At 49.0% G+C, this 18,140-nt stretch carries 17 protein-coding genes; 6 read left to right on the top strand and 11 right to left on the bottom strand.

Going from position 1 to position 18,140, the window contains the following annotated elements; genetic code table 11:
- Nucleotides 1-422: 422 nt before the first annotated feature.
- Nucleotides 423-1,523 carry a Preprotein translocase subunit SecY gene (locus EA58_RS17390; protein WP_152548099.1) on the top strand — a complete coding sequence of 367 codons (1,101 nt, stop codon included), beginning with the start codon at nt 423-425 and terminating at the stop codon, nt 1,521-1,523.
- 73 nt (nt 1,524-1,596) lie between these two features.
- Here the strand turns inward: EA58_RS17390 and EA58_RS17385 are convergent, their stop codons facing one another.
- From EA58_RS17385 to hppD, 3 genes are all read right to left on the bottom strand, one after another.
- Entirely contained in the window at nt 1,597-3,087 is a 1,491-nt protein-coding gene (locus EA58_RS17385) for a type I phosphoribosyltransferase (protein ID WP_152548098.1), read from the bottom strand.
- Nucleotides 3,088-3,495: 408 nt separating this feature from the next.
- On the bottom strand, nt 3,496-4,947 hold the full coding sequence (locus EA58_RS17380) for a hypothetical protein (protein ID WP_036755834.1): 1,452 nt from the start codon (nt 4,945-4,947) through the stop codon (nt 3,496-3,498).
- Between the two features lie 179 nt (nt 4,948-5,126).
- Nucleotides 5,127-6,206, bottom strand: a complete 1,080-nt coding sequence (gene hppD / locus EA58_RS17375) for a 4-hydroxyphenylpyruvate dioxygenase (RefSeq protein ID WP_036755778.1) — start codon at nt 6,204-6,206, stop codon at nt 5,127-5,129.
- A gap of 326 nt (nt 6,207-6,532) precedes the next feature.
- Here hppD and EA58_RS17370 point away from each other — a divergent pair, with 326 nt between their 5' ends.
- Complete coding sequence (locus EA58_RS17370) at nt 6,533-7,495, top strand: CHAD domain-containing protein (protein ID WP_036755775.1); 963 nt, start codon at nt 6,533-6,535, stop codon at nt 7,493-7,495.
- Between the two features lie 139 nt (nt 7,496-7,634).
- Nucleotides 7,635-7,982, top strand: a complete 348-nt coding sequence (locus EA58_RS17365) for a hypothetical protein (RefSeq protein ID WP_036755772.1) — start codon at nt 7,635-7,637, stop codon at nt 7,980-7,982.
- Between the two features lie 181 nt (nt 7,983-8,163).
- Here EA58_RS17365 and EA58_RS17360 read toward each other — a convergent pair whose 3' ends face one another.
- Nucleotides 8,164-8,646, bottom strand: a complete 483-nt coding sequence (locus tag EA58_RS17360; protein WP_036755769.1) for a glutathione peroxidase — start codon at nt 8,644-8,646, stop codon at nt 8,164-8,166.
- 110 nt (nt 8,647-8,756) lie between these two features.
- Here EA58_RS17360 and EA58_RS21110 point away from each other — a divergent pair, with 110 nt between their 5' ends.
- Nucleotides 8,757-9,353: a hypothetical protein gene (locus tag EA58_RS21110; RefSeq protein ID WP_152548097.1), complete on the top strand. Its 597-nt coding sequence runs from the start codon at nt 8,757-8,759 to the stop codon at nt 9,351-9,353.
- A 409-nt stretch (nt 9,354-9,762) separates the two neighbouring features.
- Here EA58_RS21110 and EA58_RS17350 read toward each other — a convergent pair whose 3' ends face one another.
- The 4 genes from EA58_RS17350 to EA58_RS17335 all read right to left on the bottom strand — a co-directional run bounded on the left by EA58_RS17350 (nt 9,763) and on the right by EA58_RS17335 (nt 12,727).
- The gene (locus tag EA58_RS17350; protein ID WP_036755766.1) at nt 9,763-10,782 is read right to left on the bottom strand and encodes an adenosine deaminase; all 1,020 of its coding nucleotides are present in this window, start codon (nt 10,780-10,782) and stop codon (nt 9,763-9,765) included.
- Nucleotides 10,783-10,900: 118 nt separating this feature from the next.
- A complete protein-coding gene (mog, locus tag EA58_RS17345) occupies nt 10,901-11,434 on the bottom strand; it encodes a molybdopterin adenylyltransferase (protein WP_036755763.1) in 534 nt (177 codons plus the stop codon).
- Nucleotides 11,435-11,533: 99 nt separating this feature from the next.
- Complete coding sequence (locus EA58_RS17340; protein ID WP_036755760.1) at nt 11,534-12,229, bottom strand: pirin family protein; 696 nt, start codon at nt 12,227-12,229, stop codon at nt 11,534-11,536.
- Between the two features lie 54 nt (nt 12,230-12,283).
- Nucleotides 12,284-12,727, bottom strand: a complete 444-nt coding sequence (locus EA58_RS17335; protein WP_036755758.1) for a DoxX family protein — start codon at nt 12,725-12,727, stop codon at nt 12,284-12,286.
- 265 nt (nt 12,728-12,992) lie between these two features.
- Here EA58_RS17335 and EA58_RS17330 point away from each other — a divergent pair, with 265 nt between their 5' ends.
- On the top strand, nt 12,993-14,210 hold the full coding sequence (locus EA58_RS17330; protein WP_161781073.1) for an MDR family MFS transporter: 1,218 nt from the start codon (nt 12,993-12,995) through the stop codon (nt 14,208-14,210).
- 242 nt (nt 14,211-14,452) lie between these two features.
- Nucleotides 14,453-14,704, top strand: a complete 252-nt coding sequence (locus tag EA58_RS17325) for a DUF3297 family protein (RefSeq protein WP_036755755.1) — start codon at nt 14,453-14,455, stop codon at nt 14,702-14,704.
- A gap of 342 nt (nt 14,705-15,046) precedes the next feature.
- On the opposite strand, the gene EA58_RS17315 is transcribed toward EA58_RS17325, so the two are convergent.
- The 3 genes from EA58_RS17315 to EA58_RS17305 all read right to left on the bottom strand — a co-directional run bounded on the left by EA58_RS17315 (nt 15,047) and on the right by EA58_RS17305 (nt 18,138).
- Nucleotides 15,047-15,799, bottom strand: a complete 753-nt coding sequence (locus EA58_RS17315; protein WP_036755751.1) for a hypothetical protein — start codon at nt 15,797-15,799, stop codon at nt 15,047-15,049.
- A gap of 39 nt (nt 15,800-15,838) precedes the next feature.
- Nucleotides 15,839-16,447 carry a hypothetical protein gene (locus EA58_RS17310; protein ID WP_036755749.1) on the bottom strand — a complete coding sequence of 203 codons (609 nt, stop codon included), beginning with the start codon at nt 16,445-16,447 and terminating at the stop codon, nt 15,839-15,841.
- 326 nt (nt 16,448-16,773) lie between these two features.
- Nucleotides 16,774-18,138, bottom strand: coding sequence for an NAD-dependent succinate-semialdehyde dehydrogenase (locus EA58_RS17305; RefSeq protein WP_036755748.1), 1,365 nt, complete (start codon nt 18,136-18,138; stop codon nt 16,774-16,776).
- Nucleotides 18,139-18,140 lie beyond the last annotated feature (2 nt).

The raw sequence follows: 18,140 nt of genomic DNA, 5'->3' as shown, positions 1-18,140 counted from the left end.
CATTCTTATCGTTCACACCAAAGCAAACCGATACCTTGGCATCAATCCAATGCGGCGAGTATGCGACAGGATTTAGCAACACTTGACTGTTCTTTCATCCCGGATAAAAAAATCAGAACCGTGATCACTTTATCGACAATTGTGTCATGATCGCCAAGGCTTATCCGAAAGCCTGGTAGGAATATTACGCCCGAAGATGGGTAAGCTTTCACCAGTTATGACAAGCCTGTGCAAATTTCCGGCTCAAGACCTGATTTCCCGGTAATTTCATACGGTCTGAACGCTTTTTCCGGTATCCTTGCCCGCCAATCGATCACAACTGTGCCGGGCACACAGCCGGGCCAATGAAAAACGCACTTATGGTTTCAGACAACGCAATTCCCGGGAAAGGGGCGATACGCTTTCCGAAAGGCCGTTTTGCCATGTGGACGGTGTACAGCTTTACCGGAGCCTCCATTCTGGCATCCATCATTTTTTCACTCTTGCTGTTTTTATCTATCGACGAGAACCCGGTCATGCAGGTTCTGTTCGGTGGGCTGGCAGTCATTTTCGAACTGGGTAAATTCTTTGCCTGGTATGAATTTGGCGAGCGACGCGCCAGACGCAGCTATACCGGTGCCGCCTCAGCCTTTGCGTTCTATTCCGTACTGGCTGCGATTTCTATCGGTGGCTCAGTCGGCGGCATTCAGAGCGCCACCAATCAGGCACAAAGCCATGTCAGCGTGCAACAAAGCAAAATCAACGCCTACAACATGCAAATTGAAGCCATCGAAAAACAGATTGCCCTGAATAATGTGGCTGCGCAGAAATATATCCAGATGGCGCGCATCGCCACCGGGGTCACCCGGATTCAGCGTGAAAACAGTAAACTTCGAAAACAACAGCAAGCGCTGGCCATCGAAAGAGACAACCTGCCCGTTGTCAGTCAGGGATCAGTACTGGGTCTGATCGACGGTCTGGCCAAAACCCTCAAAGTCAGCACTGAAGCAGCACAGTTAGGACTGGTGATTTTCCTGTCTATTTTGCTGGATTTCTTTGCTGCTTTCTTTGTCGGACTGATTGGAGAAGAGCTGCGTTTCCGGCAAAACTTCAACCGAAAGCACGCAATTTATGTGTCGGATACGACAGTGCGACCATCTGACGCCGTGCTCAATCCAGCGCACAGTGCAGAAAACGCGACAAAAGAAGCGACAGTCAGAGAATCGACAACAAGGGAAAACGCAGCCAGTCCAACAGCCGGTCTGGCTACACTCGCCCTTGAAGCAGCACACGAGAAGCAGACAAATCAGGCCGAATCTGAAGACCAGCTTCCCCCCTATGATCGCGTAGTCGGCGCGCTGGCATCGAATGCCGTGAGTTGCTCGAAACGTGCCATCATCCGGGCGCTGAAACTGACCACAGATGAGGTCGATGCCGTGTTCCACCAAATGATGCAAGAAGGCTTAGTCAGCAAAAAGCCAAACCATCACTTCCAATGGCACGGTGTTCCGGCTACAGCAGAAGAATCAGCACCTATGGGCTAGCCCCAACTCAGAGAGAGCTATCATGGAAAAGCGGGAGAAAACCTCCCGCTTTTTTACATGCCAAAAACGGTCATCAAGGAATCAACAGCGTAGGTTTCGCCTCGAAAGACAGCGCAAAGTCTATCTCCCAGCTCATCCCGTCCATATTCAGTCGCCCGTCGGGTACCCCGTCCAGGCCCGGCCGCCCGGTGTCTTCCACTTCCCATTGCTGAATTCTTGGATCGGAAACATTGCTGAAGTTATCCCCCTGCGCACCATCATCCAGCGTCATGATGTAATGCTTGTTATTGATCAGCGCAGCACCATACACCCGAACACTATGGCCCCCTTTCCAGTCTCCGTTAATGTCATACCAACTGAAAAGAATGGTCACGGCACGGCCTTGCGACAGCTCGTTAAATATCCATTCCCATGTCGGGAAGTCACCTTCTCGCTGCGACGTCATGCCGCCCATGATCACCGTTCCGTTATCACAATCAGCATTATCACCCAGTACCATCGAGTTACTCCCCTGATGGCGGAAATGAACCCCATCAAGCGGGCCTGAAACAGGATCGGCCAGATACCCGAACAATCCACGGATCAACCCGCAGAAGGTTGTATAAGAGCCGGTGTCCAGATCATGAACGTTATCCCGACGACCATAACTGTCAATATTGGCGACCAGACTGTTTTCCGGAACCGGCGTCCAGATCAACACATCACCGGCTGTACCAATCTGACCAATACCGCGAATATGTAGCTGCGGGACTCGCCAGGCGAGCGGCAGATTGTCATACCGCTCTTCCAGATACTGCAACGCGTTGGCGCTGGCGATCGGCACACATTGGTTCCAGGCTGAGTCCAGATTTGGCTGATTCGCCTGAATCACCTGAATCGGAAAGCTGAGATCATCCGGAAGTGACGGTGCGGGCAAAATCGGCTGTGGTGGTCTGCCAAGCGACAGTGTATTGGGAATCGTCGAGGAAACCGGGCTGGTCCGGCCATCAACATGCCCCGCCCCTTCAGCTTTGACGAGGGTGGCACGAACCGGATACATCAGCGGTGAAAACTGTGCGGCAAACTGAACGATGTCCGTCACCGTCGGTAAGGGCTGCGGCGAGAAAAGAACCGTCGCTCTGACGTGCTGAACCACCCCTTCACCATCTGTTCCCGGACGTAAATCAAAATAAACCGCCGCATCGGCCCGCCGACCCACTGAAGCTGCTGAATGAGATCCGCGACGTTTGGGTTTTCTCCAGTCATCGCTTTCCCAGTCGCTATTTCCCCAGGCATTGTTTTCCCAGGCATCATCGCCAGCCCAGGCATGATAACCATTGCCTCCATGAACTTTCTTCTTGTGCTTGAGCGTTTTGCCCGTTTCGGCGGCGGAACCAGCCACATAAAGATTATCGACTGACCAGACGGGCGTTCCTGCGCTTGAACCGGAATCCGGATAAAAGAACACATTCACATACCCGGAACCCACCGGTTTTCCCCGACGATCGCGCAATCGATCCAGTTTCACTCTGAACTGCCCCCAGTCGCTTTGCGCGATGGTGCCAATTTCAAGATCAAAGGTCACTTGCTCAAATGCGACAGCTTTCCTGTCCAGAGGAAATATCGCTGATCGGGCTGCCGAATCAGATCTCTGAGCGCCCTGCCAATCCGAACCCGCACGGGCATCAGCCACAGATGAAAAGCCAATTGAAAATGTAAAAAATAGCGCTGAAAGATTTTTTATTATCATACGATTACCAATAGCAGATACCCGTTGAATCTGGTCCGGGTTCCGTTTAGAGCCGATACTTGTCAAAGCGTTGTACTTTTCTAAAGCACAATGCAATGCCCTGGCATAAACCAGAACAGGCAGCCACCTGACACCCTGTGAAAATAATGCAATGTCCTGAGTATAGAAATCCGGATACAGCTCATTTCCGGTAAATGAGACGCCCTTTATCCCTTCCCTTTGTAACCGTCTGAATGAAAAGCTTTAAGGTTTTTGAAAGAGCGTCTCAAACAAAAAAGGAGCATCGAAGTGGCGCTGGCCGATAAAAGCCGTCGCATGATGTCCGATCTGGCGTTGCGTCCCCGGGGATTGAATTCCAAACGGCCAGAGATAAAACCGTTCTGCACGAACACTTTCCACCAGCATACCCTGCTGATCAAACAGGCTCTGGTGATGATTTTCAGGGGTTGGCAGGCTTTGGAGTTGTTGATAAGCGAGGACAGTGAGCGAGCGGGCGGCTGGCTCATCAGATGACAGCCAATGCACGTCTTTGATCATATGCTCACCATGAGTCAGTGTGACTTCCAGATGTTCAGTCGCCTTTCCGGGATAAATTTTCTGGAGAATCGGCCATTCAACTGCGTTATCCAGTGAAGCAAACTCCAGTTTCGGAGATAAAGCAAACACCATGTGATAACACCCGCAATGGTGAATGCTGTCCAGAATCAAAGGCTGTCCGACCGGGTCTAGCGTAAGTCGGATCAGCACACCATCAAAAGGCCCTGCATAGGGATCAAACGACGAGCGTGCTGTGCGATTGGCAAACCAGAGGCTGTAATTCAATTGCATTAGGGTTTGACCATAAAAACGAGTGTAACTCACGTGGGTATAAACAGTCGGCTTGCGGGTAATCAGGGTCGGCTGGCTTGTCGTGACGAATTTCACCTGTCCGGGAAAATCATCCCGGGAACGTGTTTCAACCTGAAAAACGGGCGCATAATACTGGAGCAAGCGTTGTTGCTGTGCTTCAGTCAAGACCGGCCATGCAAGTGCCGATTGCCGCCCCGCCTGCTGAAACCATTGCCGAATTTGCGACTGGGTCAGCGATGGCTTGTCGTGCATCGCATACCGGATCGCGTATCCATCGACAGGCTGGATAAAATGGCTGATTAAACGCCGTTTCTCATTGTCGATAGACGGCCGAGCAACAAACTGACTGACCGGGTATACCCCCAGCACCCGTTGCCAGATGACGTAATCAGATGGAAATTCCGGCGGATTGCCCATCAGTTCAGACCAGAAAGCCGGATTACCCAGGCTTCGATGGACCAGTTGTGCCGCACACAACTCAAGCGCCTGTGCCTGATATCCGGCTTTTCGCGGCAGGTTCAGATATTCGGTCTGTCGTTGCGTCATGGCCTGATGCGCAACATAATTCAGCCATTGCTGTTGATCTGCGCGAGCGCTCAGCTCAGGTAACATAGCCAAACTAAAACGGTCAAAGGCCAGATGCGGAAACCTCGGGTCCCAGACCAGTTGCGCATCTTGTACGCCCTGCGCCTGCACCGTCCGCTTAAAATCAGTCAGCAGATCGAGACAGCGCACTTGTGAATGCGTGTAGAGCTGTTTCTGAACCGGAATAGAGGCAGGAATGGGTTCGGGCAGAGCAGTACACGCAGTGATGAACACCAGAAACCACAGAGCCAGAAAACGCATGATCATCCCTTTCCGTGAAGCTCTTTTGAGTATAACGAAGTCATCTGAGACTGCCCGGTTCAGCAAGTTTTGCATCCGGGAACATTCGAAGAAAAAGAACGCCAGACTAAACGCAGAAAAAACACAGAAAAAAGCCCGCATCTGGTGCTGCGGGCTTTGTCATTTGATGGCAAGTTGAATTAAGCGTTGTCTGGAACTTGAATCACACCGCGGCGGATTTGATCCAACTCAATCGATTCAAACAGCGCCTGGAAGTTCCCTTCACCGAAACCTTCATTCCCTTTACGCTGGATAATCTCGAAGAACACAGGGCCAATCACAGTGTCGGTAAAGATTTGCAGCAGAATACCGGTTTCGTCACCATCAATCAGGATCTTCAGATCTTTCAGCTTCGCCAGATCTTCCTGATGACCCGGAATACGCTTGTTGACGCCCTCATAGTAGGTGTCTGGCGTATCCATAAACTGCATACCGTGTTTCTTCAGCTGTGCAACTGTCTCCAGAATGTTGTCCGTGCTCAAGGCGATATGCTGGATACCTTCACCATTGTACTGATCCAGATACTCAGCAATCTGCGATTTATCATCGCTTGACTCATTGATCGGAATCCGAATCTTACCGCATGGTGCTGTCATCGCGCGGGACAACAGGCCAGTGACTTTCCCTTTAATGTCAAAGTGACGAATTTCACGGAAGTTCGCGATACGCTCATAGAAACCGGCCCATAGATCCATGTTGCCCTGCTTCACATTGTGCGTCAGGTGATCCAGCGTATGCAGGCCCGCATCCAGCGCTGCCAGACGCTCTTTGTAATCCGGATAGTAATCAAAATCGATCTCATAGATATCGTGGTCACCATAACGGTCAACCAGATAAATCAGTGACTCACCAATCCCATAAATGGCCGGAATGTTCAGCTCCATCGGGCCGGCCTGTGCAGGACAGGCTGTCGCGCCGTTTTCAACGGCATGAGCAAGCGCTTCGCTGGAATCTTTCACACGAAAAGCCATCGCATTCACACTGGCACCATGAACGCCGGCAAAGCCCGCAGCCTGCGAGTGCTGCTCACCGTTGACAATAAAGTTAATGTCACCCTGACGGTACAACCAGACTGATTTATGTTTGTGCTTGGCAATTTCTGCAAAACCCATCAGACGGAACAGGTTTTTGAGGTTGGCAATTCCCTCTGGCGTCGGCGCCGTATACTCAACAAACTCAAAGCCGTCCGTGCCCATAGGATTCTTCATCATTTCACTCATCCGTTTATCCTCACATGTTGATTGCTAGGGTCTGTTGACCTATTCAGCGATTCCTTACCTATAGAATTAGCATCACTGAGGCATCCATGAGAAGCCGAATGTAAAACTAAGGTTAATGCAATGTAAAAACCTTTTGTAAAGCTTGCTTGCCATCCTGAAGACGCGTGCTGTACTGTCTGGCAACGCAGGATCTGAAATCGCTGAAAAAACCTGAAACATCATGAATTCAAGCCATTTCATAAAATTGAAAAATAGTGTAGAAAGCTTTACATCGGCGTATGCGCTGGAAGACTGGCTTAACTATGGTTATGGAGGAGGTCGTCGCAATGAACATGAATAAACGGGACAAACTTCGCTTACCTGAACGAAAAAAAAGCCAGGTCAAACTCAAAAAAGACAGCGCCATCTATCTGCCAACCTATCATTTTTTAAAAGGCGAATTTCATCATGCCCGCCGCCATGAAGCCGGGCTGATCCGGGATGACGATACAGAATTTCTTCATCAGTATCGTGTGGCTTTGAGACGTTGCCGGGCCATCATTGGTCTGTTAAGCCCGCTGTTTGTGCCCGAACAAAAGCTCATGCTGCAAAATGACCTCAAAACATTGATGCAGAAAACCAATGCGTTACGTGATCTGGATGTTTATCTGGATAACATGGAACCCTTTTTCTACGCCTTGGAACACCAATACCATCAAGGGCTGACGCTCTTTTTCAATGATCTGCAGGACAGACGCACGCAACAATTTCATGAGGTGAAAGACTGGCTGAAATCTGACGAATACGCGCAGCAATGTGCGCAGATCTCCGGATTGATCAATGAGATGGAAAACGAACCGACGCCTGCCGGGGAAAAACTCTGCTTGCCGACAGCACAAAAAAGAATCTGGAAGCGATTCAGTCAAACCCTGTCGTTATGTCAGGCGGTCGGGTACAACCATCCTGACGAGCAATTGCATCAACTCAGAATCTCATGCAAAAAGCTTCGCTATCTGCTGGAATATTTCGCGCCGCTGTTTCCGGGAAAAGTCATCAAAGAGCAAATCAAACAGTTAAAAACCCTGCAGGATTCGCTGGGTGACTTCAATGACAGCTCGGTACAAATCACGTTTCTCAACCAGTATCTGGCGCAACAAAAGCCAGATTCGAAACGTTACCATGCCATCACTCATTTGCGGAAATACAGCGAAAAGCTGCACGCAGACCATAAAATCAGTGTGGTTGATCATGTCAGTCAGTACACTTTTGCTGCACACCAGAAAAGCTACGAAAAGCTGTATCAGCCTTAAAGATGCACTCCAAAATGTGTGGTCACACACATTTCATCACGCTATCTTCACGCCAAGCGAATAGGCTGAGAGCCAAATCACGCTTTATTTTCAGCACTTTGCTAAAGGTTAGATATGGCTTACATGGAAGGAAGTGTGTATGAAAAAAACAATCAAAACCATCCCACTGATTCTCTCAGCGCTGTCTGTACTGGCAGTAACGCCACACGCAATGGCCAATGATCCTCAAAAAGCATTTATGGATGACTGCCTCCAAACCTATCACAATGAATCACTCTGCCTGGGGTATGCGCTGGGGGTGTTCCACACCGTCGCTGCCATTCAGTGTCATCAGCAGGATCTGCAACCGCTCCATACGCTGACTCAGTCTGGCCAAAAAGTTCTCACCGAAGGTGCCAAGCGCGTCCGTCTTTCCATTGAGGCGATGCAACCTGCTCTGAATAAAGCCAGCGCATGCCAACAGATATCTCCGGCAAGCTCCAGTTGATCTCTGTTCAGTGAATCGTAACCCAGAGATTCTCACTCCGAGGTCTTCAACTCCGAGGTCCTCAATTCCGAGAGTCAATACAATGACCGGCCCCATGCTCATCGGCCGGTCACATATCCCGGGTATCGATTCTTTATTCCATCTCTGCACTATCTATTTTTTGCGCTATCTATTTTTTGCTTTATTTGTCCAGTGCAGCCTGAATATCGGCTTCCAGCGCCTCAGGTTTGGTGATCGGTGCATACCGCTTGATGGGCTTTCCGTCACGGCTAATCAGGAACTTGGTGAAATTCCATTTAATCTTTTTCCCGAATAAACCGGGCAGTGTCTCCGTCAGATAGGCGAACATCGGGTGGCGCTGCGGACCATTCACATCAATCTTTTCAAACATCGGGAATCCAACCCCATAATTGAGTTCGCAGAATTCACTGATTTCATCACCACTGCCCGGTTCCTGCTGGCCAAACTGATTACAGGGGAAACCCAGAATCACCAACCCCTGCGCGCTGTATTTCTCATGCAGGGCCTGCAATCCCTGATATTGCGGCGTAAAGCCACATTGGCTGGCCGTGTTCACCACCAGCACCACTTTTCCTTCAAAAGCATGCATCGGCTGTGTTTCACCCTTCAGCGTATTGGCTGAAAAATCGTAGAATGTGGTCATCTCCCCTCCTGATTGCAGATCCATGAACCTTAGTAAAATAATCATCAGTTTAGCAATCCCCGGTCATTCCAGTATACTGGCAGACACTATCCTGCATGCCGGAGTCCCTTTTGCCTTCCCTAAGCCACTACCTGACTGAGATGGGCATCCATACCCTGTCATTTGAGCCAACAGAAACCCACAGCCTGAAAGCACTTCTGGACCATCTTGATGCTGAATTTGCCCGTATTCAGGCAATGCGACCAGACAAAAACGACACCGATCTGCTGCTCGGACTCATGACAAAAACACATCTTGCTGCATTAGAACAACTTCAGCAAACCGCAGGCAAAAGTGAAGCCATGCAAACGCTTTTTGTTCAGACGCTTGGCACCAATCATGCCACTCGTTTTACCAATCAGCACCAAACCGACTGCATCCTGATTACCCGATTGTGGATGCTGGTGCTTGGCAATCAAAACATGGCGTTCAGTTATGTGGCTGAGCATGCAGCATCGACCGTGGCATTACTGTTTCCTGAAGAAAAGACTGGCCTGAGCCACAGTCGTGCCGAGCAAAAACGTCGCCAGTTCATGCAGGCTTATTATCACGGGAAGGACTTGGCACAGCGCCAATCAGCGCAAAACGATCGAACGAGAACAACGTCTGGCTTTCACAAAGCAATTTATTGCTGGCTTCGTCGAGTTTTTCCCGGAAAAAACAGATAAAGGAATGTTTTTTCCAACATGATTTGCTCATGCAGAAGCTAAAACATTGAACTGATGAAAAATAACTAATTTCAAATCATCATATTAGAAACGATCATTTCACTTTCAGTGATATTGATCGAAAATTTTTTCCTGGTTAAGCTTTTGATAAATTATTGGTTTAACAATTAGCCATACATATTTTACAAAATAGATCGTTGCACGTTTTTTAATCATCCCTATAATACCGCCTACGCTTTAACCAAGTATGTTGTTCCTTTATATACTCTCACCATTGGCGTCGCTGCGGACTGGCTTTCAGCCTTTAACCCCGCGCCTCAGGTCGCTCGAGTATATTTATTTCCCCCGCCTGTCATTGATTTGACAGGCGTTTTTTTTACCCGTTTTTTACCCGCTTGGCAGACCCGTTTTACAAAATCGGATGAAGCTGTACCTGCAGGTAATGATCCAGACGCTGTTGCAGTTTTGCTTTCTCTTCATCCGGCAGAAAGCTTGCCCGGATAGCATGAGCACTGAACGCCGCCATTTCCTCTTTCGTCACCGCAAAAGCATGGGCAACCGCCAGAAAGTTATCTGTCATATAGCCGCCAAAGTAAGCGGGATCGTCCGAGTTAATCGTGACGCACAGCCCATGCCGCAACAAATCCACAAGATTATGATCGGCCATGCGCTCAAACACCCTGAGTTTGATATTCGACAGCGGGCACACGGTCAACGGCATCTGAATGTCGGCCAACTCCTGTACCAACTCAGGGTCCTGGCTACATTGCACTCCGTGATCAATCCGGGAGACACGTAACATTGATATCGCATCACGGATGTTGCTGGCCGGCCCCTCCTCACCAGCATGGGCGACGGTCAGAAATCCAGCATGAAGCGCTTGCTCAAACACCCGGCGAAATTTCTCCGGCGGATGCCCTTTTTCAGACGAGTCTAACCCGACCCCGACAATATATTCCTGATAAGACATCGCTTGTGCCAGCGTTTCAAAAGCAGCTTCTTCGCTTAAATGGCGTAAAAAACACAGAATGAGCCGGCTGGAAATCTCTAATTTTTGCTCCCCATCAGCCAGCGCCCGGATGATCCCCGCCATCACCGTCTGAAAGGCGACCCCACGTTGTGTGTGTGTTTGCGGATCGAAAAAGATCTCAGTGTGCATGACATGATCCTGCTGACAACGCAGCAGATAAGCCCAGGTTAAATCATAAAAATCCTGTTCTGTCTGCAATACCTGTGCTCCAAGGTAGTACACATCCAGAAACGATTGCAGATCGGTAAACTGATAAGCCTTTCTTGCCGCTTCAACGCTGTCGTACGGCAACGCAATTTGATTTCTCTGGGCGAGCTGAAACATCAGTTCAGGCTCTAACGTTCCTTCAATATGGACGTGTAGTTCAACTTTCGGCAGGGTTCGGATGAAGCTTTCCATGCATTGACCTCTTCGCGCGACACATAGGTAATTGTTTAAAGTGTAGATTGCGAGAGGCTTGTGTTGGAGAGATTTTCCCCACTGTGGTGGAACGCCAGCAGGGAAATGAAATTTAGCGTTATTTCTGTTTCGGGCGGAAAACGTGAATGACAGACTCATTATTTTCCAGATACGGACCTTCCATCAGATCAATACAGTACGGAATCGCAGGGAAAACTGCATCCAGACATTCACGAATCGACTTCGGCTTACCCGGCAAATTCACAATCAGGGTATCGTCGCGCAGGCCAGCCGTCTGGCGGGAAAGAATCGCTGTCGGTACAAACTTCAGTGACTCGGCACGCATCAGTTCACCAAAACCCGGCATCATCCGATCACAAACGGCTTCCGTCGCTTCCGGTGTCACATCACGTTTGGCTGGACCTGTCCCACCCGTGGTCACAATGAGGCAGCATTCTTCTTCGTCGGCCATTCGGATCAGCGTCGCTTCAATAACATCACGTTCATCCGGGATCACTTCGTAAACCGGTTCCCAGGGTGACGTCAGATAGTCGTTCAGTGTCTCAATGATAGCCTGACCGGAAATATCTTCGTACACGCCAGCACTTGCACGATCACTGACGGTTACAATCCCTATTTTCGCTGTTGTCATTTGTTCTCCTCAGGTTCTCATCAAACCGGCCACATGATGTGGCCGGGCTGAGGTCAAGTGTAAGCAATCTTGACTGAGGGGAAAACCTCTAACAGACCTTTAGGGTAAATCAAACACCAATGCTGTGACCGGAACTTCACCAGAATTGGATACAGTCAGCTCGTGTAACTGTTCCACTTTCAGGCCATCGCCCGGCGCTAAACTTTCAGTGTCTACCGTCAAGGTGCCGTGAATCAGATGAATGTAGAATCGACGTCCAATCTGCTGCGATATCGTCAGAGATTCACCCACGGGCAGAATCAGCTGGCTGAGACGAGCATCCTGTTTCATCAACAGTGTGCCGTTTTCACCTGTTGGTGTGATCACAGGGGTTAAGCCATCCTGCTGACCAAAATCTTTCTGCTGATATCCTGGCTCACCACCGAACTGATTCGGTTGGATCCAGATTTGCAGAAATTTCAGGTCCGCTTCCTGAGACGCATTAAACTCGCTGTGATAGATCCCTTTCCCGGCTGACATCAGCTGAAATTCACCGGCAGGCAGGCGTTTGATATTACCTGCACTGTCTTTGTGGGCGATTTCGCCTTCCAGCACATAACTGATGATTTCCATGTCCTGATGACCATGCGTCTCAAACCCGGCTCCCGGACGCACGGTATCATCGTTAATGACCCGAAGTGCTGAGAACCCCATCTGTTTCGGATCGTAATAATGACCAAAAGAGAACGTATGACGACTGTTGAGCCAGCCGAACGATGCGCTTCCGCGGTCTGCAGCGCGTCTGATTTCCAGCATAATGTCACGCCTCATTCATCAAATCTGAATACAGGTTTTCTTTACAATGCGCGCTTACTGAAAGCGTTTTGCCAGCAGGCTGTCTGCAGACAATTTACCGGCACCAGAGACAGCCAGAGAGACCACAATCGCCAGCAGTGCCAGACCGAACTCATAACCGCCGTTCGACATAAACAGACCATTCGGTAAGTGAACACTGACAATCGCAACAACCATGGTGACAGCCAGAGCCGCTGCCGCAGGACGTGTCAGTAAACCCAGCAGGATACACAGACCGCCAAAAAACTCTGCGCTACCTGCCATGAATGCCATCAGCACGCCAGGTTCCAAACCGATGGATGCCATCCACTGTCCGGTTCCTTCCAGGCCATAGCCCCCAAACGCGCCGAAAAGTTTCTGAGCACCATGGGCCATAAAGATAATCCCGGCTGGCACACGCAGTGCCAGAGGTGCAAAACTGTCAACAGAAGTGAGTAAGCGTTTCATGAAAGACATCATCAATTTCCTCAAAAAGTTTCAATAAAAGTTAGGTTCAAGTTCAAAGATATCGAAAGCACCGAAAAGTTCAGTCGCTTTGCTGTTTCACTCGACTGAGAGCAAGTGTAGTGGCAGAAAAAGACAAACAACACAGCCCGGATTTGAGTAAGTAATTCGAATAAATCGAACAAGCGGAGAATATGCTTACTGATAAAAATAGTTGCAGACAATATCCTGTCTCTGTGACAGACTGCATATCCGGAAAGTTCAAAGGAAAATGAAAGACATGGAGTTGTCTCACTTACGTCGTTTCTCTGCTCCGATCTGGGCTGTATTGATCGGCACACTGCTGACCCGCGCTTCTTTTTTCATGGTCTGGCCCTATATGGCGGTCATGCTGCACCGCAATTTCGGACTTTCTGAAATTGAAATCGGCACCATTATGAGCCTGGCAGCCTTAGGTGGCGCGATTGTAGCTTTGTATGTGGGTTATCTTTCTGACAAACTGGGCAGGAAAAACCTGCTGATTATCAGCTGTCTGGCGCATGTCGCAACCTTTGTCATTCTGGCTGAAGCCGACCAAAGCTGGCTGTATGCTGCCGGCGCATTAATGGCCGGGATCAGCCGGGCCATGCTTGAGCCTCCGGCCCGAGCCATGATCTCGGATTTACTGCCAGACATCCCGGTACGGGAGATGGCCCATCAGGTTCGTTATTACTGTATCAACCTGGGCGCAGCATTTGGGCCTTTGCTCGGTTTACAGCTGGGTTTTACCGGCGTGCAGTCCTCCTTTTATCTGGTCGCACTGGGCTATCTGATTTACTGCGCCTGCTTTATCATCGCCTTCTGGCAAATCCGCAATACACCGCAACCGCCCAAAAACAGTCAGAACTTCGGTGAAACCCTGCAGGTTCTGGCAAAAGATAAGGCGTTTATGATCCTGATTCTGGCCAATACCCTGGTGATGTATGCCTACCTGCATCAGGAAACATCACTGGTTCAGTATCTGAACGCGCTGGGTGATCGAGTGGTTGACCTGTACACCCAGATGATCACGGTCAATGCCAGTGTCATTGTGCTTTTGCAATTTCCCTTGCTGAAACTCCTGAGTTCCTGGTCGTTATACCGACGGGTCTATTTAGGTGTCACATTGTTTGCCGTTGCTTTTATCATGTATGCCATGTTCCCGCTGGATTCACCCGACTGGTACTGGCTGGCCGCTACCTTTGTGCTAAGTATTGGGGAAGTGGTTCTGTTCCCGACCTTCAATCTGCTGATCGACCGCGCGGCGCCGGATCATCTGCGGGGTGCCTATTTTGGTGCCGGTAACCTGACATCCATTGGGGTCAGTCTTTCGCCGCTGGCTGGTGGAATCATTCTGTCCTGGTATGGTGGCCCGGCACTCTTCCTGTCGACTGCTTTTGTGCTGATGATTGCAGGTTACCTCTACAGTTGCTCATCACGCCAACAGCAACAGCAAATTCAGGAAGCAGAAGCGACTTAACCGTTTCTTCAATGCACTCGCACCACTGCATCAGCTGAACAGTCCGGCCATCACAACAACCTGACCCGTCTGGCATTCATTCCCCCCCGAATGCCAGACACATTGTCTTGCCGGCGACTTTGCTGAAAGCCATGGCGCAGACTTCCGAACCTAGCAAAAACAGGAAATATACAACGGGCTCTATTGAGCGAAAAAGCAGGATTCCCTACAATACAGCACGCTTTTTTAATTGAAGATTTCTTATGGACAACATGACCGACAAACCTGCATTGCCAGACAGACTTTCTATCGACCCTCGCAGCCCACATTACGCTGAAGAAGTGCTCAAACACCACATCGGCATTCGCTTTAATGGGAAAGAGCGTACCGATGTCGAAGAGTACTGCATCAGTGAAGGCTGGATCAAAACGGCTTCACCAAAAGCATTAGACCGCCGCGGCCAGCCGCTGTTGATCAAATCCAAAGGCACGGTTGAGGCATATTACTGCGAATAACGTTTTACGACGTATAAGCTTTTTATTGCAAATAACTTTGGGTGGGCTCATTGCCCCCCTTCACCTCACGCGCCATCCATTTGATCCAGTTTTATCCAGCACGAAGGGCACCTTGGCTTTCACCGCGGTTTTGCTGGCCTTTCGTGGGCTTGTGGGCAATCGCTTGGATGGGGTCCTGAGTACTTCCATGACAGACTTTTTTGATAAAAAACTGAAGCGAAAAGACCTGAAACTGCAAAATTTCGCCACTAAAAATCAGCTACTAAAGACCAAGCAGCTAAAACCAAGAAGCTAAAACTCAGCAGCAATAACTAAACAGTAAGATTTGGCGCTGGTTTCCAATTAGCTCATGACGACGAATTTCCCCAGCTCAGAAAAATACTGAACCTGAATCTGGTTCGTTTGACTGAAGTCCAGTAAGGTTGCGCGAGAATAAACCCGATGTGTTCTCTCATCAGTAAAGTAAGTACTCGCATTCAATGCCACAAAGTCACTTGTTTGCGAACAGAATGCAAGACATTCATCATAGGTCAGGGCCAATGCTGACATGAGATCCACTTCCAAATCCGGCAAGTAAAAAATCTCACCACTCACAAGATTTGATGCCAGTAAGATGTAAACATTTTCAGGCTCGGAAAAGAGCGTATTCAAATTTCTGGGGACTGTGACCGCATTGACTGGAGAGGTCAACGCGCTGTTCCCATCCACAGATACAGATTGAAATAACCCAAATGTTAATTGAGCCTGGCTATTACGATTCGAAACACCATACTCTGAACTGGAAATAGTCTCTGTCTGCGGTGAAAACCCGTTATATTCTGATGTATATTTCAGACCCGGTGAACAGGGTATTTTACTAAAAGCACTGATCACACAGCCATTATCATTCGGCACAGGAGAGACATATAACTCACAACAATCTTCCCATGTGAATACTTTATTTTCAGCGGGTAAAGTTACAGACCAAGCCACATAGGTATTGTTGCTATTCCCTTCAACAGAAATACTTTGGACAAGTACGATATTTAACTGCTGATGAAATAAATCAGAAAGGTTTTCCTGGGGGATATGAACAGTTAATTTTCTCTGAGTCATCAATATAAGGCAAGGTTATACAACCTTGCCTTCTCCGAATTAAGCAATCACAAATTTGCCTAATGTTGCATCATAACGAATCGTAATATTGCTGTTGTTCGTGAAATCCAGAGCTAACGCGCTGCTGGAAACCTGACTAATCACAACACCGTTATTAAAATTCGCCTGCAGATAAACTTCCAGTTTTTCGACCGGTGTAAAGATCGCATTTTGTTTCGACAACACAGGCACCGCATTCAATGGGCTCGCATCATAAACGTTGCCGTTCGCCGTGACAGACTGAGCGAGACCAAAAGTAAAGCCCTGTGAATACTGGTTTGAAATACCATATGAGTTGGTTTGACCGCCGCTTTGTGGGCTGCCAAAAGTACCATTTTCAAACGGATAAACCACTTCTGACGTTGCAGGGTTCACTGCTGATGTTTTATAAATCTCGGCACCATTCTGAACCTGAGTGCTGGACGCATAAACACCATATTGTTCAGTCCAAGAGACTTCGTTATGTTCAAAAGGAGAGAATGTTACCCAAGCAACTTTAGAACCTGATGAACCACCAACGGTTTTCACTAAAACAATTTTTTGCTGAGATTGATTGATAATTCTGACGTCATTGCTGTCGATATTAATATTCAAGTTATAACTAGACATTGAATTTTCCTTTTTAAACCTAACCAATTGATATTGTTTTAAAATTTATTAACAAACCCTGTTAATAAGATGATATTGAACCTATTCTCTTTAAGAACAGATTTTTATTTCCCATTAAACCTCAGGTTCACGTTAAAAATAGTCGAGAAAAACCACATGGGTAGTTTTTCTGATGGAAAATAGCACATCTGATAGCTGTCTCTCAAAGCGAGTGTAACCTGTTTCATTTTCTTTGAAACAGGTTACGATTCTTACAAATGTTTCAATTCGGATATTCCCTTCTCAAGCACTTCAGTCACCTGAAAAGAAACATCCTCCACCTGAAATCACTTCACCCAGACTTGTTTGGCATTCACAAATTCATGGATACCCTGCGGCCCCAATTCCCGGCCATAACCTGAACGTTTCACACCGCCACTGGGCAAACGGGGATCTGTTTTCACAATCCCATTCACAGCCACCTGACCTGCCTGCAGTTCACGAATGAACCGCTGTGCCTGGGCCGGATTCGTCGTCCACACGCTGGCGCCAAGCCCATACTTTGTGTCGTTGGCTAAAAGCAACGCGTGATCCGCATCGTTGGCTTTAATCAGCACCATTACAGGGCCAAAAGTCTCTTCACGAAAAGCTGTCATCTCAGGCGTGACATCAGCCAGTAAAGTCACGGGATAAAAATATCCCATGCCCGTATCAGGCTGTCCCCCCATCAGACAACGTGCACCGGCCGCAATCGTTTCTTCAACCTGCCGGTGCAGGTTCTGGCGCAGATCTTCCAGTGCAAGCGGGCCAACATCTGTCTCAGGCGACGCTGGATTTCCCACCTTGAGCAAGGTCAGTCTTCGCTCAACCAACTGCACAAAGATTTCATAGACTGGCGCTTCAACAATAATCCGTTTCGCGGCAATACAGGATTGACCCGCATTAATGATTCGAGAAAGAGTCGCGATATCCGCGGCAGTTTCCAAATCCGCATCAGCGAGCACAACACAAGGGTCTGAACCGCCCAGTTCCAGCACTGCTGGTTTGATCAGGCTTGCAGCCATTGCGGCGACTTTGGCTCCCGTCCGATCCGATCCCGTGAACGAAACGGCTGCGATCCCGGGATGCGCAATCGCCTGCTCAATCAGATCATTTTCAATCGGCAGGTTTATCATGATATTTTCCGGCGCGCCCGCCCGCGAAAACATCTCTGCAATGGCCCGGGCACAGCCCGGCACATGCGGATCATGCTTCATCACGCAGGTATTGCCTGCCATCAGCGCGGGTGCCAGAAACCGGAAAGCCAGCCACAAGGGGGCATTCCACGGCAAGATGCCCAACACGGTCCCTAAGGGCTGATAACAGACGTAACTGTGTGACGCTTCAGACTTGATCGGTTGATCGGCCAGATACGCTTGAGCATGTTCTGCATAATGCTCTGCACACCAGGCCGCCTTTTCCACTTCCGGCCCGGCTTCTTTCACGGGCTTCCCCATTTCCTGAGTCATGAGCTCGCTCAACCGGACTTGATGTTCACGTAACTGTTCTGCCACCCGGCGCAGGACGGCTGCCCGCTCCGCAAAAGATAAACGCCGCCAGTCTGCCTGAGCCGCCGTTGCTGCTGCGATGGATTTCGCCATCTCATCAGCTTTCAGCGTGGAATATTCCTCAATCAGTGTGCCATTGGCAGGATTGATTGCTTTTAGTGACATCG

Source organism: Photobacterium galatheae, assembly GCF_000695255.1.
In the GTDB taxonomy this organism is placed as follows: domain Bacteria; phylum Pseudomonadota; class Gammaproteobacteria; order Enterobacterales; family Vibrionaceae; genus Photobacterium; species Photobacterium galatheae.
Note: the sequence above shows the minus strand (reverse complement) of the source record. Positions and strands in the feature narration are given on the sequence as shown.

What these genes read in the sequence shown, in the direction of transcription:
- EA58_RS17390 (WP_152548099.1), top strand. Translation starts at nt 423, where the DNA reads ATGTGGACGGTGTACAGCTTTACCGGAGCCTCCATTCTGGCATCCATC.
- EA58_RS17380 (WP_036755834.1), bottom strand. Translation starts at nt 4,947, where the DNA reads ATGCGTTTTCTGGCTCTGTGGTTTCTGGTGTTCATCACTGCGTGTACT.
- hppD (WP_036755778.1), bottom strand. Translation starts at nt 6,206, where the DNA reads ATGAGTGAAATGATGAAGAATCCTATGGGCACGGACGGCTTTGAGTTT.
- EA58_RS17370 (WP_036755775.1), top strand. Translation starts at nt 6,533, where the DNA reads ATGAACATGAATAAACGGGACAAACTTCGCTTACCTGAACGAAAAAAA.
- EA58_RS17365 (WP_036755772.1), top strand. Translation starts at nt 7,635, where the DNA reads ATGAAAAAAACAATCAAAACCATCCCACTGATTCTCTCAGCGCTGTCT.
- EA58_RS17360 (WP_036755769.1), bottom strand. Translation starts at nt 8,646, where the DNA reads ATGACCACATTCTACGATTTTTCAGCCAATACGCTGAAGGGTGAAACA.
- EA58_RS17350 (WP_036755766.1), bottom strand. Translation starts at nt 10,782, where the DNA reads ATGGAAAGCTTCATCCGAACCCTGCCGAAAGTTGAACTACACGTCCAT.
- mog (WP_036755763.1), bottom strand. Translation starts at nt 11,434, where the DNA reads ATGACAACAGCGAAAATAGGGATTGTAACCGTCAGTGATCGTGCAAGT.
- EA58_RS17340 (WP_036755760.1), bottom strand. Translation starts at nt 12,229, where the DNA reads ATGCTGGAAATCAGACGCGCTGCAGACCGCGGAAGCGCATCGTTCGGC.
- EA58_RS17335 (WP_036755758.1), bottom strand. Translation starts at nt 12,727, where the DNA reads ATGATGTCTTTCATGAAACGCTTACTCACTTCTGTTGACAGTTTTGCA.
- EA58_RS17330 (WP_161781073.1), top strand. Translation starts at nt 12,993, where the DNA reads ATGGAGTTGTCTCACTTACGTCGTTTCTCTGCTCCGATCTGGGCTGTA.
- EA58_RS17325 (WP_036755755.1), top strand. Translation starts at nt 14,453, where the DNA reads ATGGACAACATGACCGACAAACCTGCATTGCCAGACAGACTTTCTATC.
- EA58_RS17315 (WP_036755751.1), bottom strand. Translation starts at nt 15,799, where the DNA reads ATGACTCAGAGAAAATTAACTGTTCATATCCCCCAGGAAAACCTTTCT.
- EA58_RS17310 (WP_036755749.1), bottom strand. Translation starts at nt 16,447, where the DNA reads ATGTCTAGTTATAACTTGAATATTAATATCGACAGCAATGACGTCAGA.
- EA58_RS17305 (WP_036755748.1), bottom strand. Translation starts at nt 18,138, where the DNA reads ATGTCACTAAAAGCAATCAATCCTGCCAATGGCACACTGATTGAGGAA.